The 19,093-nt window shown below is 64.7% G+C and carries 17 protein-coding genes and 2 pseudogenes; 3 read left to right on the forward strand and 16 right to left on the reverse strand.

What is annotated here, in order from left to right; translation table 11 throughout:
- Positions 1–100 precede the first annotated feature (100 nt).
- From J2X01_RS13155 to glnT, 5 genes are read right to left on the reverse strand one after another with little or no spacing between them, the layout of a single operon-like run.
- Positions 101–1,237: an FAD-dependent oxidoreductase gene (locus J2X01_RS13155; protein WP_310057937.1), complete on the reverse strand. Its 1,137-nt coding sequence runs from the start codon at positions 1,235–1,237 to the stop codon at positions 101–103.
- Complete coding sequence (locus J2X01_RS13160) at positions 1,237–2,601, reverse strand: FMN-binding glutamate synthase family protein (protein WP_310057940.1); 1,365 nt, start codon at positions 2,599–2,601, stop codon at positions 1,237–1,239. The genes J2X01_RS13155 and J2X01_RS13160 overlap by 1 nt, the downstream gene beginning before the upstream one ends.
- A 13-nt stretch (positions 2,602–2,614) precedes the next feature.
- On the reverse strand, positions 2,615–3,343 hold the full coding sequence (locus tag J2X01_RS13165) for a GltB/FmdC/FwdC-like GXGXG domain-containing protein (protein ID WP_310057944.1): 729 nt from the start codon (positions 3,341–3,343) through the stop codon (positions 2,615–2,617).
- A complete protein-coding gene (locus tag J2X01_RS13170; protein WP_310057947.1) occupies positions 3,331–4,239 on the reverse strand; it encodes a class II glutamine amidotransferase domain-containing protein in 909 nt (302 codons plus the stop codon). The genes J2X01_RS13165 and J2X01_RS13170 overlap by 13 nt, the downstream gene beginning before the upstream one ends.
- 45 nt (positions 4,240–4,284) lie before the next feature.
- Complete coding sequence (gene glnT / locus J2X01_RS13175) at positions 4,285–5,658, reverse strand: type III glutamate--ammonia ligase (protein WP_310057950.1); 1,374 nt, start codon at positions 5,656–5,658, stop codon at positions 4,285–4,287.
- Positions 5,659–6,020: 362 nt separating this feature from the next.
- Between glnT and J2X01_RS13180 the strand changes: the two genes are divergently transcribed.
- The 3 genes and pseudogenes from J2X01_RS13180 to J2X01_RS13190 all read left to right on the forward strand — a co-directional run.
- Entirely contained in the window at positions 6,021–7,310 is a 1,290-nt protein-coding gene (locus J2X01_RS13180; protein WP_310057953.1) for an ammonium transporter, read from the forward strand.
- 22 nt (positions 7,311–7,332) lie between these two features.
- A complete protein-coding gene (locus J2X01_RS13185) occupies positions 7,333–7,911 on the forward strand; it encodes a HutD/Ves family protein (protein ID WP_310057956.1) in 579 nt (192 codons plus the stop codon).
- A pseudogene (locus tag J2X01_RS13190) lies at positions 7,886–7,987 on the forward strand (5-deoxy-glucuronate isomerase); the annotation flags it as partial. The gene J2X01_RS13185 and the pseudogene J2X01_RS13190, both read left to right, overlap by 26 nt.
- A gap of 204 nt (positions 7,988–8,191) precedes the next feature.
- Here the strand turns inward: J2X01_RS13190 and J2X01_RS22035 are convergent.
- The 11 genes and pseudogenes from J2X01_RS22035 to J2X01_RS13240 form a co-directional block, all read right to left on the reverse strand.
- Positions 8,192–8,602: pseudogene (locus J2X01_RS22035) on the reverse strand (Gfo/Idh/MocA family protein); the annotation flags it as partial.
- A gap of 135 nt (positions 8,603–8,737) precedes the next feature.
- Positions 8,738–8,884 (reverse strand): hypothetical protein, encoded by a 147-nt coding sequence (locus tag J2X01_RS13195; protein ID WP_310057959.1) that lies wholly within the window; start codon positions 8,882–8,884, stop codon positions 8,738–8,740.
- 1,115 nt (positions 8,885–9,999) lie between these two features.
- Positions 10,000–10,212 (reverse strand): hypothetical protein, encoded by a 213-nt coding sequence (locus J2X01_RS13200; RefSeq protein WP_310057962.1) that lies wholly within the window; start codon positions 10,210–10,212, stop codon positions 10,000–10,002.
- A gap of 61 nt (positions 10,213–10,273) precedes the next feature.
- Positions 10,274–11,782, reverse strand: a complete 1,509-nt coding sequence (locus J2X01_RS13205) for an NAD-dependent succinate-semialdehyde dehydrogenase (RefSeq protein ID WP_310057965.1) — start codon at positions 11,780–11,782, stop codon at positions 10,274–10,276.
- Positions 11,783–11,807: 25 nt separating this feature from the next.
- Positions 11,808–12,629 (reverse strand): HpcH/HpaI aldolase family protein, encoded by an 822-nt coding sequence (locus tag J2X01_RS13210; RefSeq protein WP_310057968.1) that lies wholly within the window; start codon positions 12,627–12,629, stop codon positions 11,808–11,810.
- Positions 12,614–13,399, reverse strand: coding sequence for a 2-oxo-hept-4-ene-1,7-dioate hydratase (gene hpaH, locus J2X01_RS13215; RefSeq protein ID WP_310057971.1), 786 nt, complete (start codon positions 13,397–13,399; stop codon positions 12,614–12,616). Before hpaH ends, J2X01_RS13210 begins: the two co-directional genes overlap by 16 nt.
- A 217-nt stretch (positions 13,400–13,616) precedes the next feature.
- A complete protein-coding gene (locus J2X01_RS13220) occupies positions 13,617–14,426 on the reverse strand; it encodes an IclR family transcriptional regulator domain-containing protein (protein WP_310057974.1) in 810 nt (269 codons plus the stop codon).
- Positions 14,427–14,494: 68 nt separating this feature from the next.
- Positions 14,495–15,367 (reverse strand): alpha/beta fold hydrolase, encoded by an 873-nt coding sequence (locus J2X01_RS13225; protein ID WP_310057977.1) that lies wholly within the window; start codon positions 15,365–15,367, stop codon positions 14,495–14,497.
- Entirely contained in the window at positions 15,360–16,349 is a 990-nt protein-coding gene (locus J2X01_RS13230; protein ID WP_310057980.1) for a DODA-type extradiol aromatic ring-opening family dioxygenase, read from the reverse strand. Before J2X01_RS13230 ends, J2X01_RS13225 begins: the two co-directional genes overlap by 8 nt.
- Before the next feature lie 10 nt (positions 16,350–16,359).
- Entirely contained in the window at positions 16,360–17,970 is a 1,611-nt protein-coding gene (locus J2X01_RS13235) for a bifunctional 3-(3-hydroxy-phenyl)propionate/3-hydroxycinnamic acid hydroxylase (protein WP_310057984.1), read from the reverse strand.
- Positions 17,971–18,038: 68 nt separating this feature from the next.
- Positions 18,039–19,088 carry an ABC transporter substrate-binding protein gene (locus J2X01_RS13240; RefSeq protein WP_310057987.1) on the reverse strand — a complete coding sequence of 350 codons (1,050 nt, stop codon included), beginning with the start codon at positions 19,086–19,088 and terminating at the stop codon, positions 18,039–18,041.
- Positions 19,089–19,093 lie beyond the last annotated feature (5 nt).

Genomic DNA, 19,093 nt, shown 5'->3' on the forward strand with positions numbered 1-19,093 from the left:
GAGGCCGGATACGGTGGCGGTGGCCGTGGGTGTCGTCGAAGGAGTCACGGGATGGTCCGTTTCTGTAGCTCGAAAGTTGTTGGCGGGGTGGCGGAGCGGGTCAGCGGCCGCTGACCCGGGTGCCGGCCTGGCGGAACCGTGAGGGCACGCTACCGGTGCCGGTGGCGAGGTCGGCCGCCCATTGCCCGATCAGCGGCGCGAACTTGGCGCCGTGTCCCGAACACGGGGAGAGAATGGTGATTCCCTCTGCCCGGTCAAGGAGGAAATCCTCATTCGGGGTGTTCGTGAACAGGCATGTGGTTTCCGCGTACGGATCGGGCTCGAGCCCGGGCAGGTATTTCCGCACGTAGTCCACGACGCGTCCACGGTTGGCGGGGTCCACTATTCCGGTCTGGCGGGCAGCGGACGGGATAGAGTTTCCGCCGTTGAACTCGGCCACCTTCTGGCCGGCGAAACCGGCGTCCCGCCCGCCGGGCAGGCCATAGGTCTGGATGTCCGCACTCTTGTGGATGAAGGTCGGCCACGGTTGCTGCTCGCGGTAGCGGAAGTGGTAGGCCTGTTCCTGCCGGACCGTGATCTCCGGCAAGCCGGCGAGGAACCCTGCAGGCAGGGGAAGCTGTCGCAGCAACCGCGGGAGCCAGCCGCCGGCGCTGATGACCACGTTGGCGGCGGTGATTTCCTGCCCGGTCGCGGAAGTCAGCCGGTAGCCGCCGCCTGTCTGTGTCACGCCGGTCACGTCCCAGCCGGTGCGGAGCCGGGCGTCGTGCTGCACCGCCTGGGCGACCATCGCGTGGACGGCGCTTTCAGCGTCGATGACCCCCGCGCCGGGGTGCCAGAGGACGGAGGTGTCAAAGGAGAACTGCGGCCAACGGGATCTGGCGTCTGTTGCGCTGAGGAGTTCGTGCTCCACCCCGGCGGCCGCGAGGACCCGGGCCAGCTGCTCAGGCTGCCGCGCGGTTCCGTAGTCCACGGCCCCGAAGGGGCTGATCAGCTCCAGGCCGCTGGCCCGGTCGAGTTCATCCCACAGGGCCTTGGACTCGATCACCGCTTTGGTGTAGAACTCGTCCGGGTAGGCGTAGCGGAAGATCCGGGCTGAGCCGTGCGAACTGCCGTCGTGGCTGGCCGGGACGGTGCGTTCGAGCAGGGTGACGTCGTGGCCGCGTGAGGCCAGCTGCCAGGCGGTGGCGGCGCCGGCCAGGCCGGCGCCGACTACAACATACTCAGAGGATTCGGTCATCACTTGGCTCCCGGGATCCAGTTCGTGCCGGCCAGCGGGACCCGGGCCATGGCGGATGCTTCGATGGTGAGGGCCACGAGGTCTTCGGGTTCGAGGTTGTGCAGGTGGGACTTGCCGCAGGCGCGGGCGATGGTCTGGGCTTCCATGGTCAGGACGCGGAGGTAGTTGGCAAGGCGGCGTCCGCCCGCGACCGGGTCGAGGCGGGAGGAGAGTTCGGGGTCCTGGGTGGTGATGCCGGCGGGGTCGCGGCCGTCCTGGAAGTCGTCGTAGAAGCCTGCGGCGGAGCCGAGGGCGGCGTATTCGGCGGCGTAGCGCGGATCGTTGTCACCCAGGGCGATGAGCGCGGCCGTGCCGATCGCGACGGCGTCTGCACCCAGTGCCATGGCCTTGGCGACGTCGGCGCCGGTGCGGATGCCGCCGGAGACGATGAGCTGGACCTTCCGGTGGACACCGAGTTCCTGCAGCGCCTGGACGGCCTGCGGGATGGCGGCCACGGTGGGGATACCGACGTTTTCGATGAAGACCTGCTGCGTGGCGGCGGTGCCGCCCTGCATGCCGTCAACGACAACGACGTCGGCTCCGGCTTTCACGGCCAGGGCGGTGTCGTAATAGGGGCGTGAGGCGCCGATCTTGACGTAGATGGGGGTCTTCCAGTCGGTGATTTCACGCAGTTCGCCGATCTTGATTTCGAGGTCGTCCGGGCCGGTCCAGTCCGGGTGGCGGCTGGCTGAGCGCTGGTCGATGCCCACGGGCAGGGTGCGCATTCCGGCGACGCGCTCGGTGATTTTCTGTCCGAGCAGCATGCCGCCGCCGCCGGGCTTGGCGCCCTGGCCGAGCACGATTTCGATTGCGTCCGCTTTGCGCAGGTCATCCGGGTTCATGCCGTACCGGGACGGGAGGTACTGGTAGACGAGGTGCTTGGACTGGCCGCGCTCCTCGGGGGTCATGCCGCCGTCGCCGGTGGTGGTGGACGTGCCCACTTCGCTGGCTCCTCGGCCCAGGGCTTCCTTCGCGTTGGCGGAGAGCGCGCCGAAGCTCATGCCGGCGATCGTCACGGGGGTCTGCAGGTGCAGAGGCCGGCTCGCGTGGCGGCCGCCGAGGATGACGTCGGTGTCGCACTTTTCGCGGTAGCCCTCGAGCGGGTAGCGGGACATGGACGCGCCGAGGAACAGCAGGTCATCGAAGTGCGGGACCTTGCGCTTGGCGCCCCAGCCGCGGATGTCGTAGACGCCGGTGGCGGCGGCGCGCTGGATGTCCGCGATGGTGGCGCGGTCGAAGGTTGCCGATTCGCGCAGGCCCAGCTCTTCAGTGTGCTGCGCGGGAAGAGCAGCCGGGGTTTCCTGGGGCAGTGAGGTGATGGTCATGGGAGTGTCCTTGCTAGTACGACGTCGAGTTGTGGACGCTGAAGTGGTAGAGGTTCCGGGCCGATCCGTAGCGTTTGAAGTCCGCCGGGTTGTCGGCGCGGCCGGCCGCGGCGAGCAGGCCGGCGAGCTCGCTGAGGTGTTCGGTGGCCATCGGTTTCTCGATGCAGTCCGCGCCCAGGGACGCAACGGTTCCCTTGACGTAGATCCGGGCCTCGTAGATCGAATCGCCGAGCGCTTCCCCGGCGTCGCCACAGACCACCAGCCGGCCGGCCTGGGCCATGAAGGCTGACATGTGGCCGATGTTCCCGCCGACCACGATGTCCACGCCCTTCATCGAGATGCCGCAGCGGGCCCCGGCATTGCCGTCGATGACCACGAGTCCGCCGTGACCGGTGGCCGCCGCCGACTGGGAGGCGTCGCCCTTGACGTGCACCTTCCCGGACATGATGTTCTCCGCCAGGCCGACGCCGGCATTGCCGTTGATGATGACCTCACCTTTTTGGTGCATTCCTGCCGCGTAGTAACCGGCATGGCCATTGACGGTGACGTTGACGTCGGCGTTGATTCCGACGGCGAGGCTGTGCTTGCCGCCGGGGTTGGTCACTGTCCAGGACTGCCCGCCGGCTGCGTCGTGCAACTCCTGGTTGAGCGCGCGGACCGGGCTGTCGGCCAGGTCCACCAAGAAGGTTTCCTGTGCTGCTGTTGCGTGGCTGTTGGTATCGGGGGCTGTCAGAGTGACCATGTGTAGACCTTTCCGGGTTCCGGTTCAAAGATGCGGGCGTTCTCAATGCCGGGCAGGGCAGCCAGGGCACGGTATTCGGAGGCCATGGCCACATAGTCGTCTGTTTCGGCGATAATGGCCGGCTTGCAGGCGATAGGGTCGCGGACCACGGCCATGCTGTCGGCGGTGGTGACCACGAGGGTGTAGAAACCGTCGAGGACTTTGCCCAGGTTCACCAGGGCCTCTTCCAGAGTGTCGCCCTGCTGCAGGCGCGAGGCCACATAGCGGGCGCCCACTTCCGTGTCGTTGTCCGAATCGAAGACAACTCCTTCGCGCTTGAGGTCGCGCCGGACGGTGGCGTGATTGGAAAAGGAGCCGTTGTGCACCAGGCACAGGTCGTCGGCAACCGAGAAGGGGTGTGAACCACCGGCGGTCACGGCGGATTCGGTGGCCATCCGGGTGTGCGACAGGCCCTGGCTGCCGGCCATCGCCTCGAGCCCATGCTCGGCGGCGATTTCCATGGGATGGCCGACGCTCTTCATCACGGCCACGTGTTCGCCGCGGCCAATGATGGTGGAGCCGGGAAGCGTCTCGCTGACAGCCTTCACCAGCAGATCGGTGGCGACGGCGCCGCTCACCAGGGTGGTGTCGCCGACGATCCGCGCAGAAGCGGCGGCGTCCGGGGGAAGCAAGGCGTCCAGGGAGGACTGGATGTCCGCCAAGGCCTTGCCGTGCTCCTTGCCGAGGAGGCTCAGGGTGGACGTGCCTTCCGAGACCAATCCCGGGGTGTTATAGACGGCCAGACCGGCGGAATCCGGTCCGCGGTCCACGATCTGGCACATCATCGATGACAGCATGCTGCCCATTTGGGGGTGCAGCAGGGGGTTGCGCAGCTGCAGCGCGGCGATTCCGCACATGGTGGGGTCCTTTACTGGTAGTCGTGCTTCTAGGTTGGGGCGTGGTCAGATCGAGGTGAGGTAGGTGCGGACTTCCCAGTCGCTGACCTGGTTGTGCCAGCTCAGAAATTCCTCTTCCTTCGCGTCGGCGTAGTACTTGCCGATCTCCGCGTCGCCGCTGAGGCTGGACAGCATCACAGGGTCCTTCCGCAGCGCTTCCACAGCGTGGAGCAGGGTGGCCGGCAACAGATGGGCGTCAGGCTTCGACTCGCCCGGGCCGGAAGGCAGCCCGGGGTCTGCAGCATTTTCCAGGCCGTCCAGGCCGGCTGAGATCGCGGTGGCGATGGCAAGGTACGGGTTGGCGGCGCCGTCGCCGGAACGAAGTTCGATCCGCTTGTTGTCCGGAACCCGGATCATGTGGGTGCGGTCATTTCCGCCGAAGGACGCCTTGCGGGGTGACCAGGTAGCCCCCGAGGAGCTCGTGGTGGCGCCGGAGCGCTTGTAGGAATTCACGGTCGGGGCCAGGAACGCCTGGAGCGCTGGGGCATGGTCGAGGATCCCGGCGATGAAGGAGTACGCGAGTTCGGAGAGCCCGAGGCCGCGGCCGCCGTCATCCCCCGGGAACAGCGCCTGGGCGCCGGACCATAGGGACAGGTGGAAATGCAGCCCGGTACCTGTCCTGTCAGTGAACGGTTTGGGCATAAACGTGGCGGTCATGCCGCGCTGTTCGGCCAGGATGTTCAGGATGTAGCGCAGGGTGACCACACGGTCCGCTGTGGTCAGCGCGTCGGCGTAGTTGAAGTTCTGTTCGAACTGCCCGGCCGCATCCTCATGGTCATTGGCGTAATTGCCCCAGCCCAGCCCGTTCATCGCCTCAGAGATAGCGGTGAGGTGCTCGTACATCCGGGTGACGCCGCGGGCGTCGTAGCAGGGGCGGGGCGAATCATCGTGAGCGTCGGCCGTGCTCAACGTGCCGTCATCGTTCTTGTTGACCAGGAAGTACTCAACTTCGGCCCCGATTTTGGCCTGCATACCTTGGCTGCCGAGGCGGGCAAGAGTGTTCTTCAGGATCACGCGCGGGGCGTAGGGCCAAGGCCTGCCGTCCACGTGCGGGTCGCAGTGAACGATGGCCAAACCCTCCTTGATGAAGGGAACCGGCGTGAAGGACGCAAGATCAGGCACAGCGATCAAGTCCGAGTCCTGCGGCTTTTGCCCGATAAGGCCCGCCGCGTAGCCGGCAAACCCCATGGCGCCGGCCTCGAGCTCGTCCGCGGCTTCGACCGGAACCAGCTTCGCGCAGGGCTTGCCGGTCATGTCCACGAAAGTCGCCAGCAGGAAACGAACGTCATGGGCCGTCGCGATGTCCGCGAGGGAAATCTGTCCGGCTTCTGCCGGCACCGACTGCGCGGTTGGTACTTCAGGGGTTGCGACACTTGTCATCGGAACTGTCCTGTTCAGTTGGTGTTACCTTAGGGGAAACGCTGTTGAACCACAGTAGCCAAATGGATGTTACAGGCGCGCTCCTCACGTGTTAAATCCGCATGTCGCGACGAGGCGGTGAATGCAACAGAAAATTAACCCGCGCGAAACCCGTCGTCGTTCACTGTCGTGAATCATGGTTTCATCCCATGGTTATGCGGAAAGCCGTCCTTCCGGCCAATCCCCAGACCGGTAACCAGGGTCAAGCCCTTCCCCACCAGCGGATTCCCCTTGTCCAGCACCTCTGGATGCGCGGTGAAAACACGGGAACGTAGTACCCGGCCGCAATGGTCGGCAGACAGCCACCCTTTGATTGGAGTCCCATGAATTCTGGAGACGTCGCCTGGATCCTCGCCGCGAGTGCTCTGCTGTGCATAATGATCCCCGGCCTTGCCCTGTTCTACGGCGGCATGGTCGGTTCCCGCAGAATCCTGAACATGATGATGATGTGCTTTGGCGGAATGAGCATCGTCGCCGTCCTCTGGGCCGTGTTCGGCTATTCCATGGTCTTCGGCAATTCCATCGGCGGTGCCGGACTCCTTGGTGACGTCACCGAGTACTTCGGGATGGAGCAATTGCTGGCCGAGGACCCGGACGCGCCGATACCTGCACCCCTGTTCGCCGCCTTCCAGCTGTTCTTCGCCGGCATCACGACGGCAATCATCGCCGGAGCCGCCGCCGGACGCATGAAATTCGGGGCCTGGATGACCTTCGCCGCACTCTGGGCCACCCTGGTCTACTTTCCTGTCGCCCACTGGGTCTTCGCATTCAGCTCGGCGGACGGGTCCGTGACCGGCGGCTGGATCGTCAACAGCCTCAAGGCCGTCGACTTCGCCGGCGGAACGGCCGTTCACATGAACGCCGGCATCGCAGCCCTCGCCCTCGCACTGGTCCTCGGACGCAGCGCCGGCTGGCCCAAGAGCCAACACACCAAACCCCACAGCCGGCCGCTGGTACTAGTCGGCGCGGGACTGCTGTGGGCCGGCTGGTTCGGATTCAATGCCGGATCGGCCCTCACTGCCGGGCAGTCCGCGTCCGTGGTGTTCCTGAACACCGCCGTCGCCGCCTGCGCCGGCCTCCTGGCATGGGCCCTCGTGGAACGCATCAGGCTTGGCAGCGCCAGCAGCATGGGCGCCGCCTCCGGCCTGATCTCGGCCCTCGTTGCCATCACTCCGGCCTGCGGTGCGGTCAGCCCCCTCGGCGCCCTCGCCATCGGCGTAATCGCCGGCGCCGTCTGCTCCCTGGCCATCGAACTGAAGTTCCGGCTCGGCTTCGACGATTCACTCGACGTCGTGGGCGTCCACCTGGTCGGCGGCATCCTGGGAACCCTCCTGATCGGATTCTTTGCCACAGAGGCCGCCCCCAACAAGGTCAACGGCCTGTTCTACGGAGGCGGCTTTGAACTCCTCGGGATCCAGACGGCCGCCACCCTGGCCGTGCTTGCCTATTCCTTCGTCGTCACCTGGGTCATCGCCAAGATCCTCAACGTCACCATGGGCCTGCGCGTCCACGAGGCCGATGAACTCCGTGGCATCGACATCGCCGCACACTCGGAGGCCGCGTACCTAAGCGACGAACAACCCGTCGAACTCGGCTCCCCGCACCGTGGATAACCTAGGCCCGGCGGATTCTTCCATGAGAATTCCGTCGACAGCGATCGTCCGCACGGGTCGCCTGCCCCGTATCCCCTGGAAGAACGGGGCAGGCACCACCCGCGAGGCAGCCGTCTTCCGGGCGCCGACAGGAACGGCCGACTTCCGGTGGAGGATCAGCGTGGCCGACATCGACCAGGACAGCTCCTTCTCCACCTTTTTCGGCGCCGACAGGCACTTCGTGATCGTCTCACTTGGATCCCTCCAGATGAACATCGACGGTGAAGACCGTACCGCCGCTTACGGCAGGCCCGAAACGTTCCCAGGGGAAGCGGACGTGTCAGTCAAGCTGACTATTGGACCAACGTCGGTCATCAACCTCATCACCCGGCGGGCCTCCTGCACAGGGAAAGTCGCCGTGGAGCGCATCGATGGATCTCTGACTCCCCCCGCGAATACCGTCGCCGTAACTCTTCTTGACGGAGCCGCATGGACAGATGGACAGCGGCTTGAACCCCTCGATTTTGTAATGTGCGGCCCAGGAAGGGCAGAGGTTCAGTTCAAGGACGCGCTGGTGGCTGCGATCTCTGTGTTCCCAGCGTCCCATCCAGGTCTCCGCTGAAGTGCGAACCGGCGACGTCGTCGTGCCTTACAGCCGGCACGGCTCGGCAATGGCTGCCCCCTGCTACGACCTGTACAACGGCACTTCTTCCGTCTTGGATCGTCGGGCTCGGCCCGACATCCCTTTCAAGCGAGGAAAATAAAATGGTCGAGCTCGACCTCGTACCAACGTGCATATCGGTCCTGGAAGAGCGATAAGTATGGGGAAGTTTCATGCGACACGAAGGCACTGTTGTACCGCACGGACGTGGCTCGCTGATACGGGGGACTTCCAAGGACCCGAGCTCGCCAAAGGCCTCCAAGCGCTGGTCGTCGCCCGAGGCGCAGTGCCCGGAGTTGATGCTGGTCGCAACGGCGCCGCTAGCTGCCGTTAGCGTGACAGCGGCGCCAGCAAAGTCGCTGATCGAATCATTCCAGCGCTGCCCCGTGGCTGAGACCTCGACAAAGTCACCAAGGAAGGCGCGAGCCATATCGAAGTCGTGTTGGTCATGTCGCGGAAAATACCCCCGGAGATTCCGGACATCGCTGGCGTTGTTCTCTGCAGTCCAATTGCCCGATGAAGACATCGGGGGAAAATCGGGCTGATCACGGCCCGATCCACAGACGAGACGCGAATCCGACCGCCAGACCGTGTGCACGGCACGTAAATGATCGGCATTCCGACATCGAGGAAGTATCAGCCAAATGCCCATCGTGGATTCACCGTTATACGGGCGGTCCCGGAAACCGTCCTGAATTCGGATCCCGGGGTTGGGGCGGAACAAGCCCTCCCCGAAGGGGGGACGGGGAGGACTTGCCGCGCCTGGGCTTGCGGTCGTGTTTTGCTGCTAAGCCAGCCAGGCGATCACCGGCGTCGCGACTCGTGCAGCCGTCGAAGCGACCCTGCAGAAGTGTTTGAGCCGGTGGGTCGGGGGGCCGCCGGTGTTGGCGGCGTCAATCGTAGTGATGGCTTCCTTATTTGCCGGAAGCCCCATGGCCTGATACATCAGGATGCACGCGGGGAGGTGCAGTCCAATGCAATTTTCCTGCACGGTCAACACAGGGCCGCTGCTTACCTGGCCAGGCCGCGGGTAGCGCGGTGCGCCAATGATGCCGCGGAACTTTTCGGCCAACTGGTAGACCTGATCGGACCCACCAGGCCCGAAGAGTATGACCGGCGCCCGGCAGGCCTGCAGTCGGGGGTGCCCGGGAGGTGCAGGCTGCGCAGGAAAAGGCGCGCTACCGGGCTCGTGCCACCAGGCTTCCTCAGCTGGCGGGTGATGTGGCCCTGGGCTTTCGCGGCCCGGCAGCCGGCTTAGACGGTGATGTTCAGGTTTCGGCGGGCCGGATGGTGGCATCGTCGGCATCTTCACCAGCAGCTCCCGCATCCTAGGTGCAAACGCATCAAACTCGATACTCCCGCCGCCCGCTGGTACTTCGGCGCCCGGTCCGACTCCAGTGCACGGTCCACCGTCCCGCGGGAAACTCCAACGAGCCTGCCGATCTCACGCTTAGAGTGCTTGCCCGTTGAAACAGGTGGCGTATCTCCGCCCAATCATCCAAATTGATTGATCACCTTCCAGAGTGGTCGGTGGCCCTGTTTTCAGTTGGCGTTCCTGGCCCTATTTTCAGTTGGCGTTAACAGGCGCCTCCCTCCCCGACCCTCGGGGACGATAGCGAACGTCATGTATGGCTGATTGCCTGGAGCGACTTTCGGCTGTTCCAGTCGTTCCCTATAAGTTGTCGATTAGGTGCACGGACTCGACTTCGGGAAAGTGGAACATCTTCCGCTCGTTGAGGTCAGTCCTTATCCAAATAATCAAACCGTCTTCTGTCCCTGTCTCTACCGTTCCTACGTACTTCTGCTTGTCCGAACTAGCAAGGGATACGATGTCTCCGGGGCTTAGGCTGGTCCAAGTCTGCAGCGGGTGCCTCTCCCCCGAGTCACGTTTCATCATCGCCGCAGCTCCGAATGGCCACATCAGGAGGGGGCATTAGCTGTCCTTTCGAGAACCAGCAAACATGCAGGTTCGGTATGGCCCATTGTTTCGTTCGCAATGTTTTGACGCGTCAAGGTTCATCCGGCCCTTTGCATGCGAGTCTTAGCGGATCAGTTCCGGCTGGCCTGGTCGTCTTCATGGATAAGTCCGAATGGAACGTCTGGTGAAAGGGTGACGGAGAAATGGCTGAAGTCGTGACGTGTGACGAGAACGCCGCCCGCCCCGTCCGCTAATGCATCAGATTGTGCTGCTGTGACTGCAGCATCGAGCTTTTCGTGCAGCTCTGCTTTGTCCTTGACTCGGAAGTCGGAGATGACGTGCATGATTTTCTTGTGTCCTCTCGGAGTAGCGCCGTTATTGACCAATTTGGGCAGGGGCTCTTGGTCAGTGGGTGTAGGGGTTGTTGATGCCGATGTATTGGGTGGTGGTGTATTCGGCGATGCCTTCGGAGCCGCCTTCACGGCCGAGGCCGGATTGCTTGACGCCGCCGAAGGGTGCTGCGGCGTTGGAGATGACGCCGGCGTTGAAGCCCACCATTCCGAATTCGATCTGTTCGGCCACCCGCAGGAGCCGGTTGAAGTCGCGGCTGTAGACGTAGGACGCGAGGCCGTATTCACTGGCGTTGGCGAGCCGGATGGCGTCCTCTTCCGTGGCGAAGGTCGTCACGGGGGCGACCGGGCCGAAGATTTCCTGGCCGAGGATGGCGGCGTCGTTGGGCACGTTGGCGAGCACGGTGGGCGGGTAGAAGTAGCCGGGCCCGTCCACGGGGGCGCCGCCGGTAACGGCGGTGGCGCCGGCGTCGACGGCGGCGCTCACCAGTGCGTGCACGTCGTCGCGGGCGCCGGCGTCGATCAGGGGCCCGACCTGGCTGGCCGGGTCGGTGCCCCGGCCAACGGTGAGGGCGCCCATGGCCGCGGCGAACTTCCGGGTGAACTCCTGCGCCACGGATTCCTGGACCAGGAACCGGTTCGCGGCGGTGCAGGCCTCGCCCATGTTGCGCATTTTGGCGGCCATGGCCCCCTCGACGGCCTGGTCCAGGTCCGCGTCCTCGAACACGATGAACGGGGCGTTCCCGCCGAGCTCCATCGAGGTGCGGAGCACGTTCTGCGCGGCGTCGGCGATCAGCCGCTTCCCCACCGGGGTGGACCCGGTGAAGGAGACCTTGCGGAGCCGTGAATCCTTCAGCAGGGGCCCGGAGATCCCGGCGGCGCTGGAGGAGGGGACCACGTTCAGGACCCCGGCGGGCAGGCCGGCCTCCAGCATGGTCTGGGCGAACAGCTGGGCGGTCAGCGGGGTGAGTTTGGCGGGTTTGAGCACCATGGTGCAGCCTGCGGCGACGGCGGGGGCGACCTTGCGGGTGGCCATCGCGAGCGGGAAGTTCCAGGGCGTGATGAGCAGGCAGGGGCCCACGGGCTTGTGCTGGACCAGGATCTTGTTTTTGCCCTCGGGGGTGGTGAGGTAGCGGCCGTAGTCCCGGACCGCCTCTTCGGAGAACCAGCGCAGGAATTCGGCGCCGTAGGCGACTTCGCCGCGGGCTTCGGCCAGCGGTTTGCCCATTTCCAGGGTCATCAGCAGGGCGAAGTCCTCGGCGCGTGCGGTGACCAGGTCAAAGGCGCGGCGCAGGATTTCGGCGCGTTCCCGCGGCGCGGTCCGGGCCCAGGAAGCCTGGACCGTGTTGGCCGCGTCGAGCGCGGCCAGGGCGTCCGCGCTGGTGGCCGAGGCGAGGGTGGCCAGCACCTTCCCGGTGGCGGGGTCATGGACGTCGAACGTGCCGCCGTCGGACGCGTCCCGCCACTGGCCGCCGATCAGCAGGCCGGTCGGCACGGAGGCGAGGAGCGCGGCCTCCCGCCCGGGTGGGACGGCAGGGGTGATCGCAGCAGATGTCACAGTCATGAGGGGAGTCCTTAGCAAATAGCGGTCAGTAGCTGGCGGGGGTGTCGCCGTCGGCGCGCTGGACGTAGTTGGCGGCGAGGGCCTCGGAGCCCCGGGCCAGCAGGGCGACGTCGGCGCCGACCAGGATGAAGTCGGCGCCGGCGTCCAGGTAGCGGCGCGCGGTGTCGGGGTTGAAGGCGTTGACGCCGGCGGGTTTGCCGGCTGCTTTCGCGGCGGCGAGGCAGTGTTCGACGGCGGCGCGCACCTCTTCGTGGTCCTGCTGTCCCAGCAGCCCCATCGACGCGGCGAGGTCGGAAGGGCCCAGGAAGATGGCGTCCACCCCGTCCACCGCAAGGATTTCCATTACCGCCTCAACAGCCGCGGTCGATTCGATCTGGACGGTGACGCTGATGGTCTCGCCGGCCCGGGCCAGGTAGTCCGGGACGCGGTTCCAGCGCGCGGCGCGGGCCAACGCAGAGCCCACGCCGCGGACGCCCTGGGGCGGGTAGCGGGTGGCCGCGACGGCGGCTTCGGCGTCGGCCGCGGAGTTCACCATGGGGACCAGCAGGTTCTGCACGCCCAGGTCCAGGTACTGCTTGATCAGCACCGTGTCGTTCACCGGCGGCCGGACCAGGGTGTGGATCGGGTAACCGTGGATGGCCTGGAGCTGGGCGAGGATGGATTCGAGTCCGTTGGGGCTGTGTTCGGCGTCGACCAGGAGCCAGTCCAGGCCCGACCCGGCGCAGAGCTCGGCCACCAGCGGGCTGCCCGAGCACACCCACATCCCCGCCAGCGGACGGCCGGCAGCGCCCGTTTCGTTGCGCAGCGCATCCCGGAAGGTGTTTTGAGGTTCTATTCGAAGCGGCATGTCACAACTCCCAGTGGTCCGTAGTCTGCGTGGACGGTGTCGCCCTTGAACACCCACATCGGCCGGGTGAAGGAGCCGGCCAGGATGATATCGCCGGCCTTCATGCTGTCCCCGTGCGCGGCGATCTTGTTGGCCAGCCAGTGCACCCCGTTGGCCGGGTGGTCAAGGACCCCTGCGGCAACACCGGTTTCCTCCACGGTCTGGTTCTTATACAGGATGGCGGAAACCCAGCGCAGGTCCACGGCGTCCGGCTTGACCGGGTTGCCGCCGATCACCATGGCCCCCATGGCGGCGTTGTCCGAGATGGTGTCCACGATGGTCCGGCCCTCCATCTCGATCCGGGAGTCCAGGATCTCCAGGGCCGGAACCACGTAGTCGGTGGCCTTCAGGACATCAAAGATGGTGCAGCCGGGGCCTTTGAGCGCGTCCTTCAGGACGAACGCCAGCTCCACCTCCACCCGCGGGTGGGTGTACTTGTCCCACTCCACCGAGCAGCCGGTCTCCAGCACCATGTCATCGAAAATGGCACCGTAGTCCGGTTCGGTGATGCCGGTGGCAGCCTGCATCGCCTTCGACGTGAGACCGATCTTCCGGCCCACCAGGGTCCGGCCCGCTTCCTCGTTACGGCGCCGCCACAACTGCTGGACCGCATAGGAATCCTCCACCGTCATCCCCGGGTAACGGGCCGTCAGCCGGGGGATTGGTTTCCGGTTGCGGCCGGCGTCAACCAGTTCGTCCGCGATGGCCTCAATTGTCGTCTGATCGAGCATGCGTCGCGCTCCAGTTCCTGTGTGTTCTTGGCATATTTGGTTCTTTTCGAGGTCCGGGGGCCGGGGCGAGGCGTTCCCTTGTGAGGGAGAACGCGATACATCGGCGGTCAGGGTGCACCTGAAGTGGGCGGCAGGCAGGCAGGCGAGGGTCAGCTCGTCTTTGTCAGAAGGGCCAAAGTTGTGCCGCTATTAGGCCTGGTTTTCGGTGCGATTGCTGTTATGAGAAGTTGACTGCGGGTCCGTAAGAGGCGATGGCTTCGTCGATTCGGTTCCGGGTTTCAATCAGACGGGGCAGGAAGTCGTCACGGAGAGTTTCCATTGATACCCGTGCAGTGTGGACTGCTACGTTGATCCCGGCGATGACCTTCCCGCTCACGTCGTGGATGGGGGCGGCGATGGTGCGTACCCCGGCCTCGACTTCCTGATCAACGAGGCACCAGCCCTGGGACCGGACCTCGGAGAGGATTCGGCTGAAGGACTCCCTGTCGAGTCCGGCCCCCTCCATGTCTCCCGCCTCCTCGCGCATGTTGAGGTATGCATCCAGTTCGTCCTGTGGCATGCTCGCCAGAATGACCCGTCCCAGGGCGGTGGGCAGCGGGTCGATCCGCGTCCCGACGCGGACGTTGAAGGTCATGATGCGCTTCTGCGCGGAGGCACGCGCAATGTAATAGATGCGGTCCTCATCAAAAACCCCGACGGAGCAGGCTTCGCGGAGTTGGGCGTTCAGCTCGTTCAGGAAGGGCTCCACCACGGCGGGCAGTTCCACGGAGGAAAGATAGGCGTAGCCGATGTCCAACACTCGCGGACGTAGCCGAAAGGCTCCGTCGTTGCTGCTGACGTACCCTAGCTTCTGCAGGGTCAGCAGGAGCCTTCGGGCGCTGGGCTTGGACAGCCCGGTCTGCCGGGCGACGTCCGACAGTGTCATCTGCTGATGCTCATCGGAAAAGGACCGCAGTACCGCCAGCCCTTTTTCGAGGGACTGGACGAAGTCGCCGTCGCGTTGCAGGGCAGGCGGGAGGATTTCCATAGGGGCATTCTCCCCCATGCCGGCCTCAGCAACTTCGGCCTGGGTTACCGGCGGTTGCTCGCGGACCGTCATGGCGTCTGGCCGTCCTTGCCGTGGATTGCCAAATAGCCACGCACTGTCGCGTTAAAATCCGCTACCCGCTCCACCTGGCTCCAGTGTCCACACTGGGAGAAGAGGTGCAGATCTGCGTGCGGGATGATGTTCGCAAGCTCGAGGCTTCGGCTCGCCGGGATCACGGCGTCTTCGCGACCGTGGATGAGAAGCACTGGGACCTGCAGCTGGGCAAGGACGGAGAAATCAAGCGGCAACTGTTCCCGGTCGCGGTCCCTCGCTGTGATGACCTCCCTGAACCGGCTTGAGGCTAGTTCGGTTTTGGAGGCTCTGTAGCGGGCCTGGACGAGCTCCTCGGTCACCAGGGAGTGGTCCACGACGAAGTCCGTGAGCGTCCGGTGGATACCTTCGACGGTGAGCTCCGGCGTGGCGTGGCTGGTCAGGGCTTTGGTCCGCTTCGCCCCTCCTGTTCCCATGGAGATGATGCCGGCGAGGCGTTCCGGATGGTCAATGGCGAATTGGAAGGCCACCCACCCGCCGAGTGAGTTTCCAACGAGCCAGGTCTTCTCGATACCGAGTGCGTCCAGGACCCGTACGGCGTGCTCCACCCAGGCCTGAATGCCATAGACAGCATCTTCCGGGACGACGGTTTGTCCGAATCCGATGAGGTCGATCGCGATGGCACGGTTTTCCCGACCAATGTCTTCGAGGTTCAGCCACCAGTTTGCGGCGGCCGAAACCCCTGTTCCGGAGCCGTGCAGGAAAAGTACCGGGGTACCGCTGCCGATCTCGTGGTAGTGAGTGAGTTCTCCCGGCGCGGTCTCGAGCCACCGGTCCTCCAGCCCGAAGAAGGCATCGGTGGTCGGTTGGGGGGTCGTGATCTCAGTCATGGTGGGTTCCTTCAGTGTTCGGGCCTACGATGGGAGTCGTGCCGTGGGAGCCGCTTGCATTGAATCCTGCGGATAGGCCCATTCCAGTGACCCAGCGCGGGACGGGTTCATAGGCCACTGTCGCTACTTCTCCCTGCCAGGCGCCGAGACCGGCGATCCAGGAGGCAACTTCGTGGGCACCGTTGCCGGCGATCTCTTCCATCTTCGCGGCATCGATGGACAGCAGGTCCTCAAGGGGACCGTTGGTCAGGCGGTCCAGGAACCACCGGTCCCAGTCCTCGTTGATTTTGCCTTCATGATGGTCGGCGATCCGCTGGGCGAGGTTTTCTTCGCGGGCCTTGTTGTATTCGATGACCTGATCGCGGCCATCGATTAGGAACTCACGGGTATCCTGGTCTGTTGCCTCGTCGTAGGGTGACATGGGCCGCACCCAGTGGGACAGCCCTCCGGAGGCGAGGATGAGGACATTCAGGTCGCTATCCAGGCCACGGATCGCGTCGCCGACGGCGGATCCGAAGTCGTAGGAGCGGCGCATCGAGGGGCGGGGCGGGGCGCTGCAGTCCACCATGACCGGGACGACCGGGATGTCCAGTCCGGGGATGAGCACTTCGTAGGGCTGGGCGATGCCGTGATCGACACCCATTCGCAGTGAAAACGCCGGATCGAATCCTGCCTCGCGCACGGCTTCGATGATTCGCAGGCCGACCCCGTCCTTGAAGGGCAACGGACCTTTGTATCCGCCATAGTCACCGAAGCTTTCGATTTCTCCGGTGCCGATGCAGAAAGCCGGCATCAGATCGAAGAAAAAGTTACGGAAATGGTCGGGCCCGAAGATGACGATCAGGTCAGGGTTGAGTTCTGCGACCTTGTCCTTCATTTGGCCGGCGGCGGCAGCAAACGCTGCGCCGGGGCCCTCGACGTCGAAATTTCCGTCCCAGAAGGGAGAGTGGGACATGGCGATGTAGCCAACGATGTTTGCCATTGCTGCTTCCTTAGTTTCCGGCGCCGATGGTTGTTCTTACGGGCAGGACTTCTGCCACCCGTCGAGTCATGGTGTTGGCCTGTCCGCGTTCGCAGGCGGCGGCGAGGTAGCGGTCCGGGCGGATGACTACGATCTCCCGGTCTTTGCGTCCGCGGGCCCAGTCGCGGAAACCTCCTGCGACGTCATCGAGCAACAGGGTGTCCTCGCCGACGGTATTCAGGTGTCCGCCGGCGCGGGAGCGGTTGACCCGGATGAGCTTGGCGCCCAGAGATTTCCAGTAAGCCAGGGACTCGGCGTCCAGGTGATCCGCGGGGTCGGTATTGATGCCGATGACGGCGAACCAGTCACCGAGTGCCTGGTCGAGTTTCAGGCGTTCAGCCGTGGACGTCTCGACATCGGGCTGGATGAACATCTTCCCGATGGGCGCCTTCGGCGAAGCGTCCACGACGATGCCCTCCTCGTAATAGGGCATCGGCTTGAATTTCATTTGCAGCAGGTAGTCCCGGGTCGCCGGAACGTAACCCATGGCGCGCAGCCCGTAGCTACGGACCTTTTCGCCGACCTTGTTTTTGGGGCCGTAGACCTTCCCGAGGGTAGTGGCCAGTTCGACCAGTGCTTTGGCGTGTCCCCGGCGCTCCTGGCCGTAGCTCTCCAGAACGGCCGGATCCGCGCCATGTGCAAGGACGGCAGCCAGTTTCCAGGAGATGTTCGCGGCGTCGCGTATCCCCGAGTTCATGCCTTGGCCGAACCACGGCGGCTGCAGGTGGGCGGCATCTCCGGCGAGGAACGCCCGTCCAATGCCGAAGCGGTCCGCGACCCTGGAATGGTGGGAGTAGACGCGGGCACGATCGACGCCGGGCATGGGACCTGTCCAGTTAAAGTGGGTCCGGATGAGCTTCTCGACCTCTTCGGGGCGGACCATCTGTTCATCAGTTTCCTGGTCCGCGAGACGGAATTCGAAGCGCCGGTAGCCGTAAGGCAGATCAATGGAGACGTAGGGCCGGTCGCTGCTGATGTAATTTCCGGAGAACGGTGCGTGGTACGTCGAGTCTTTCAGGTCCACCACAAGCCACCGTGCCGGCAGGGTCGTTCCTTCCAGGACTGCGCCGGTGAGCTTGCGGACGGTGCTGCGGCCGCCGTCTGCGCCCACCACGTAATCGGCTTCGATGACCGTTTCCGTCCCGTCGGCCGCACGGATGGTGGCCGTCACGCCCTGCTCGTCCTGGGTCAGGTGAGTCAGTTCCTGGCGCAGACGCATCTCAACGTGTTCGAAGCGGTCCAATCCGGCGCGGAGTCTTTTCTCCAGCAGCGGCTGCAGGAAGGAGTTGCGGCGCGGCCAGCCATAGGGTTGGCCGGAGGGGGCGATTTCCGCGAGCTTGGTGCCGTTGGAGTCGAACCAGATGAGGGCTTGGTTCTGGATCATGTCGGAATGGACCTGCTGTCCCAGGCCGCAGGCCTGGAACACGCGCAGTGACTCGTCATCTACGCCGACGCCTCGGGGGTAGTCGATGATGTCGGGAGCCTGGTCAATGATGAGGGTGCGGATGCCGTAGACGCCAAGGAGATTGGCGATGGTGTCGCCGCAGGGGCCTGCCCCGACGATGAGTACCTGGGTTTTCACTGTGTTCCTTCGGAAAGTATGGTGATGCCCGCAGGGCAGAGGGGGTGTGCTGCCCTGCGGGACGTTTGTTAGAACTTGGCGTTCAGCAGGTCGAGCGTGGAGCGGTACTTTTCCGGCCCCGGGTAGGTGATCTCTGCGGACTGGCCCAGTTTGTCGGCACCTTCCGGAAGTGGTGCCTGCGGCATGGTGCCGAACTCGTAGACGTTTTTGGCGATGGATGCCTGGCCTTCGGCGCTGTACATCCAGGCCACCAGCAGCCGTGCTGCGTTGGGGTGTTTACTTCCGTCCAGGAGCCCGTAGGCGACGTCGGAGTAGTAGGCGCCGTCGTCCATGGTGGCAAATCCGACCGGGGCTCCCTGTTTGACCTGGCGCATGAAGCTGCCGTAACCCGCGACCAGGGAAAGGTCATTTTCGCCGGTGACGACGGCCTGCAGCGCGGTGGCCACTGACGGGTAGACCGCCGGAGCGATGTCATCTTTTAAGGTATTCAGCCAGGCTTCGTCAATGGCCCCTGCTTCCAGTGCGGCGGCGATGACCTGTGGGGTGACGCCGCTTTGCTTGGGGTTGGCCACGCCCAGTTCGCCCTTCCACTTCGGGTCAATCAGGTCGGCCCAGCTGGTCGGGACCTGGTCGGCGGTGAGGTTCTTGGTGTTGTAGGCGGTCGCGTAGAGGTGACGGGAGGGCACGGACCACTTGTCGTCGGTTCCCCGGAATTTGGCGTCCAGGGCCTCTGCCTCGGCTGGTTTGTAGGATGCGAGGTATTCCTTTGTCGCATAGCGGCCCATGTCGGAGACGCCAATGTGGAGGAGATCGGCGGCGAAACCGCCGGCTATCTGCTCGCCTTCGAGCCGGGCGTCGAGTTCCTGACCGAAGATATCCGCTGTCGTGATGGTGATGCCGGGGTAGGCTTTGGCGAAGTCGGCGTAGACGGCCTTGTAGAGGTCTTCGGTGGGGCCGTAGATCTGCAGGGCGCCTTCGGTCTTGGCCGCCTCGTAGAGGCCGGTCAGGGTGGTCGCCGCCGCGGTCGATTCGGTTGCGGCCGGGGCGTCGTTGCCGCAGGCCGTCAGGGCAAGCAGGGAGCCGATCGCCAGGGCAGCGGCTGTCTTCTTGAGATTCATGGTAT

It is taken from the genome of Arthrobacter ginsengisoli (assembly GCF_031456935.1).
Taxonomy (GTDB): domain Bacteria; phylum Actinomycetota; class Actinomycetes; order Actinomycetales; family Micrococcaceae; genus Arthrobacter; species Arthrobacter ginsengisoli.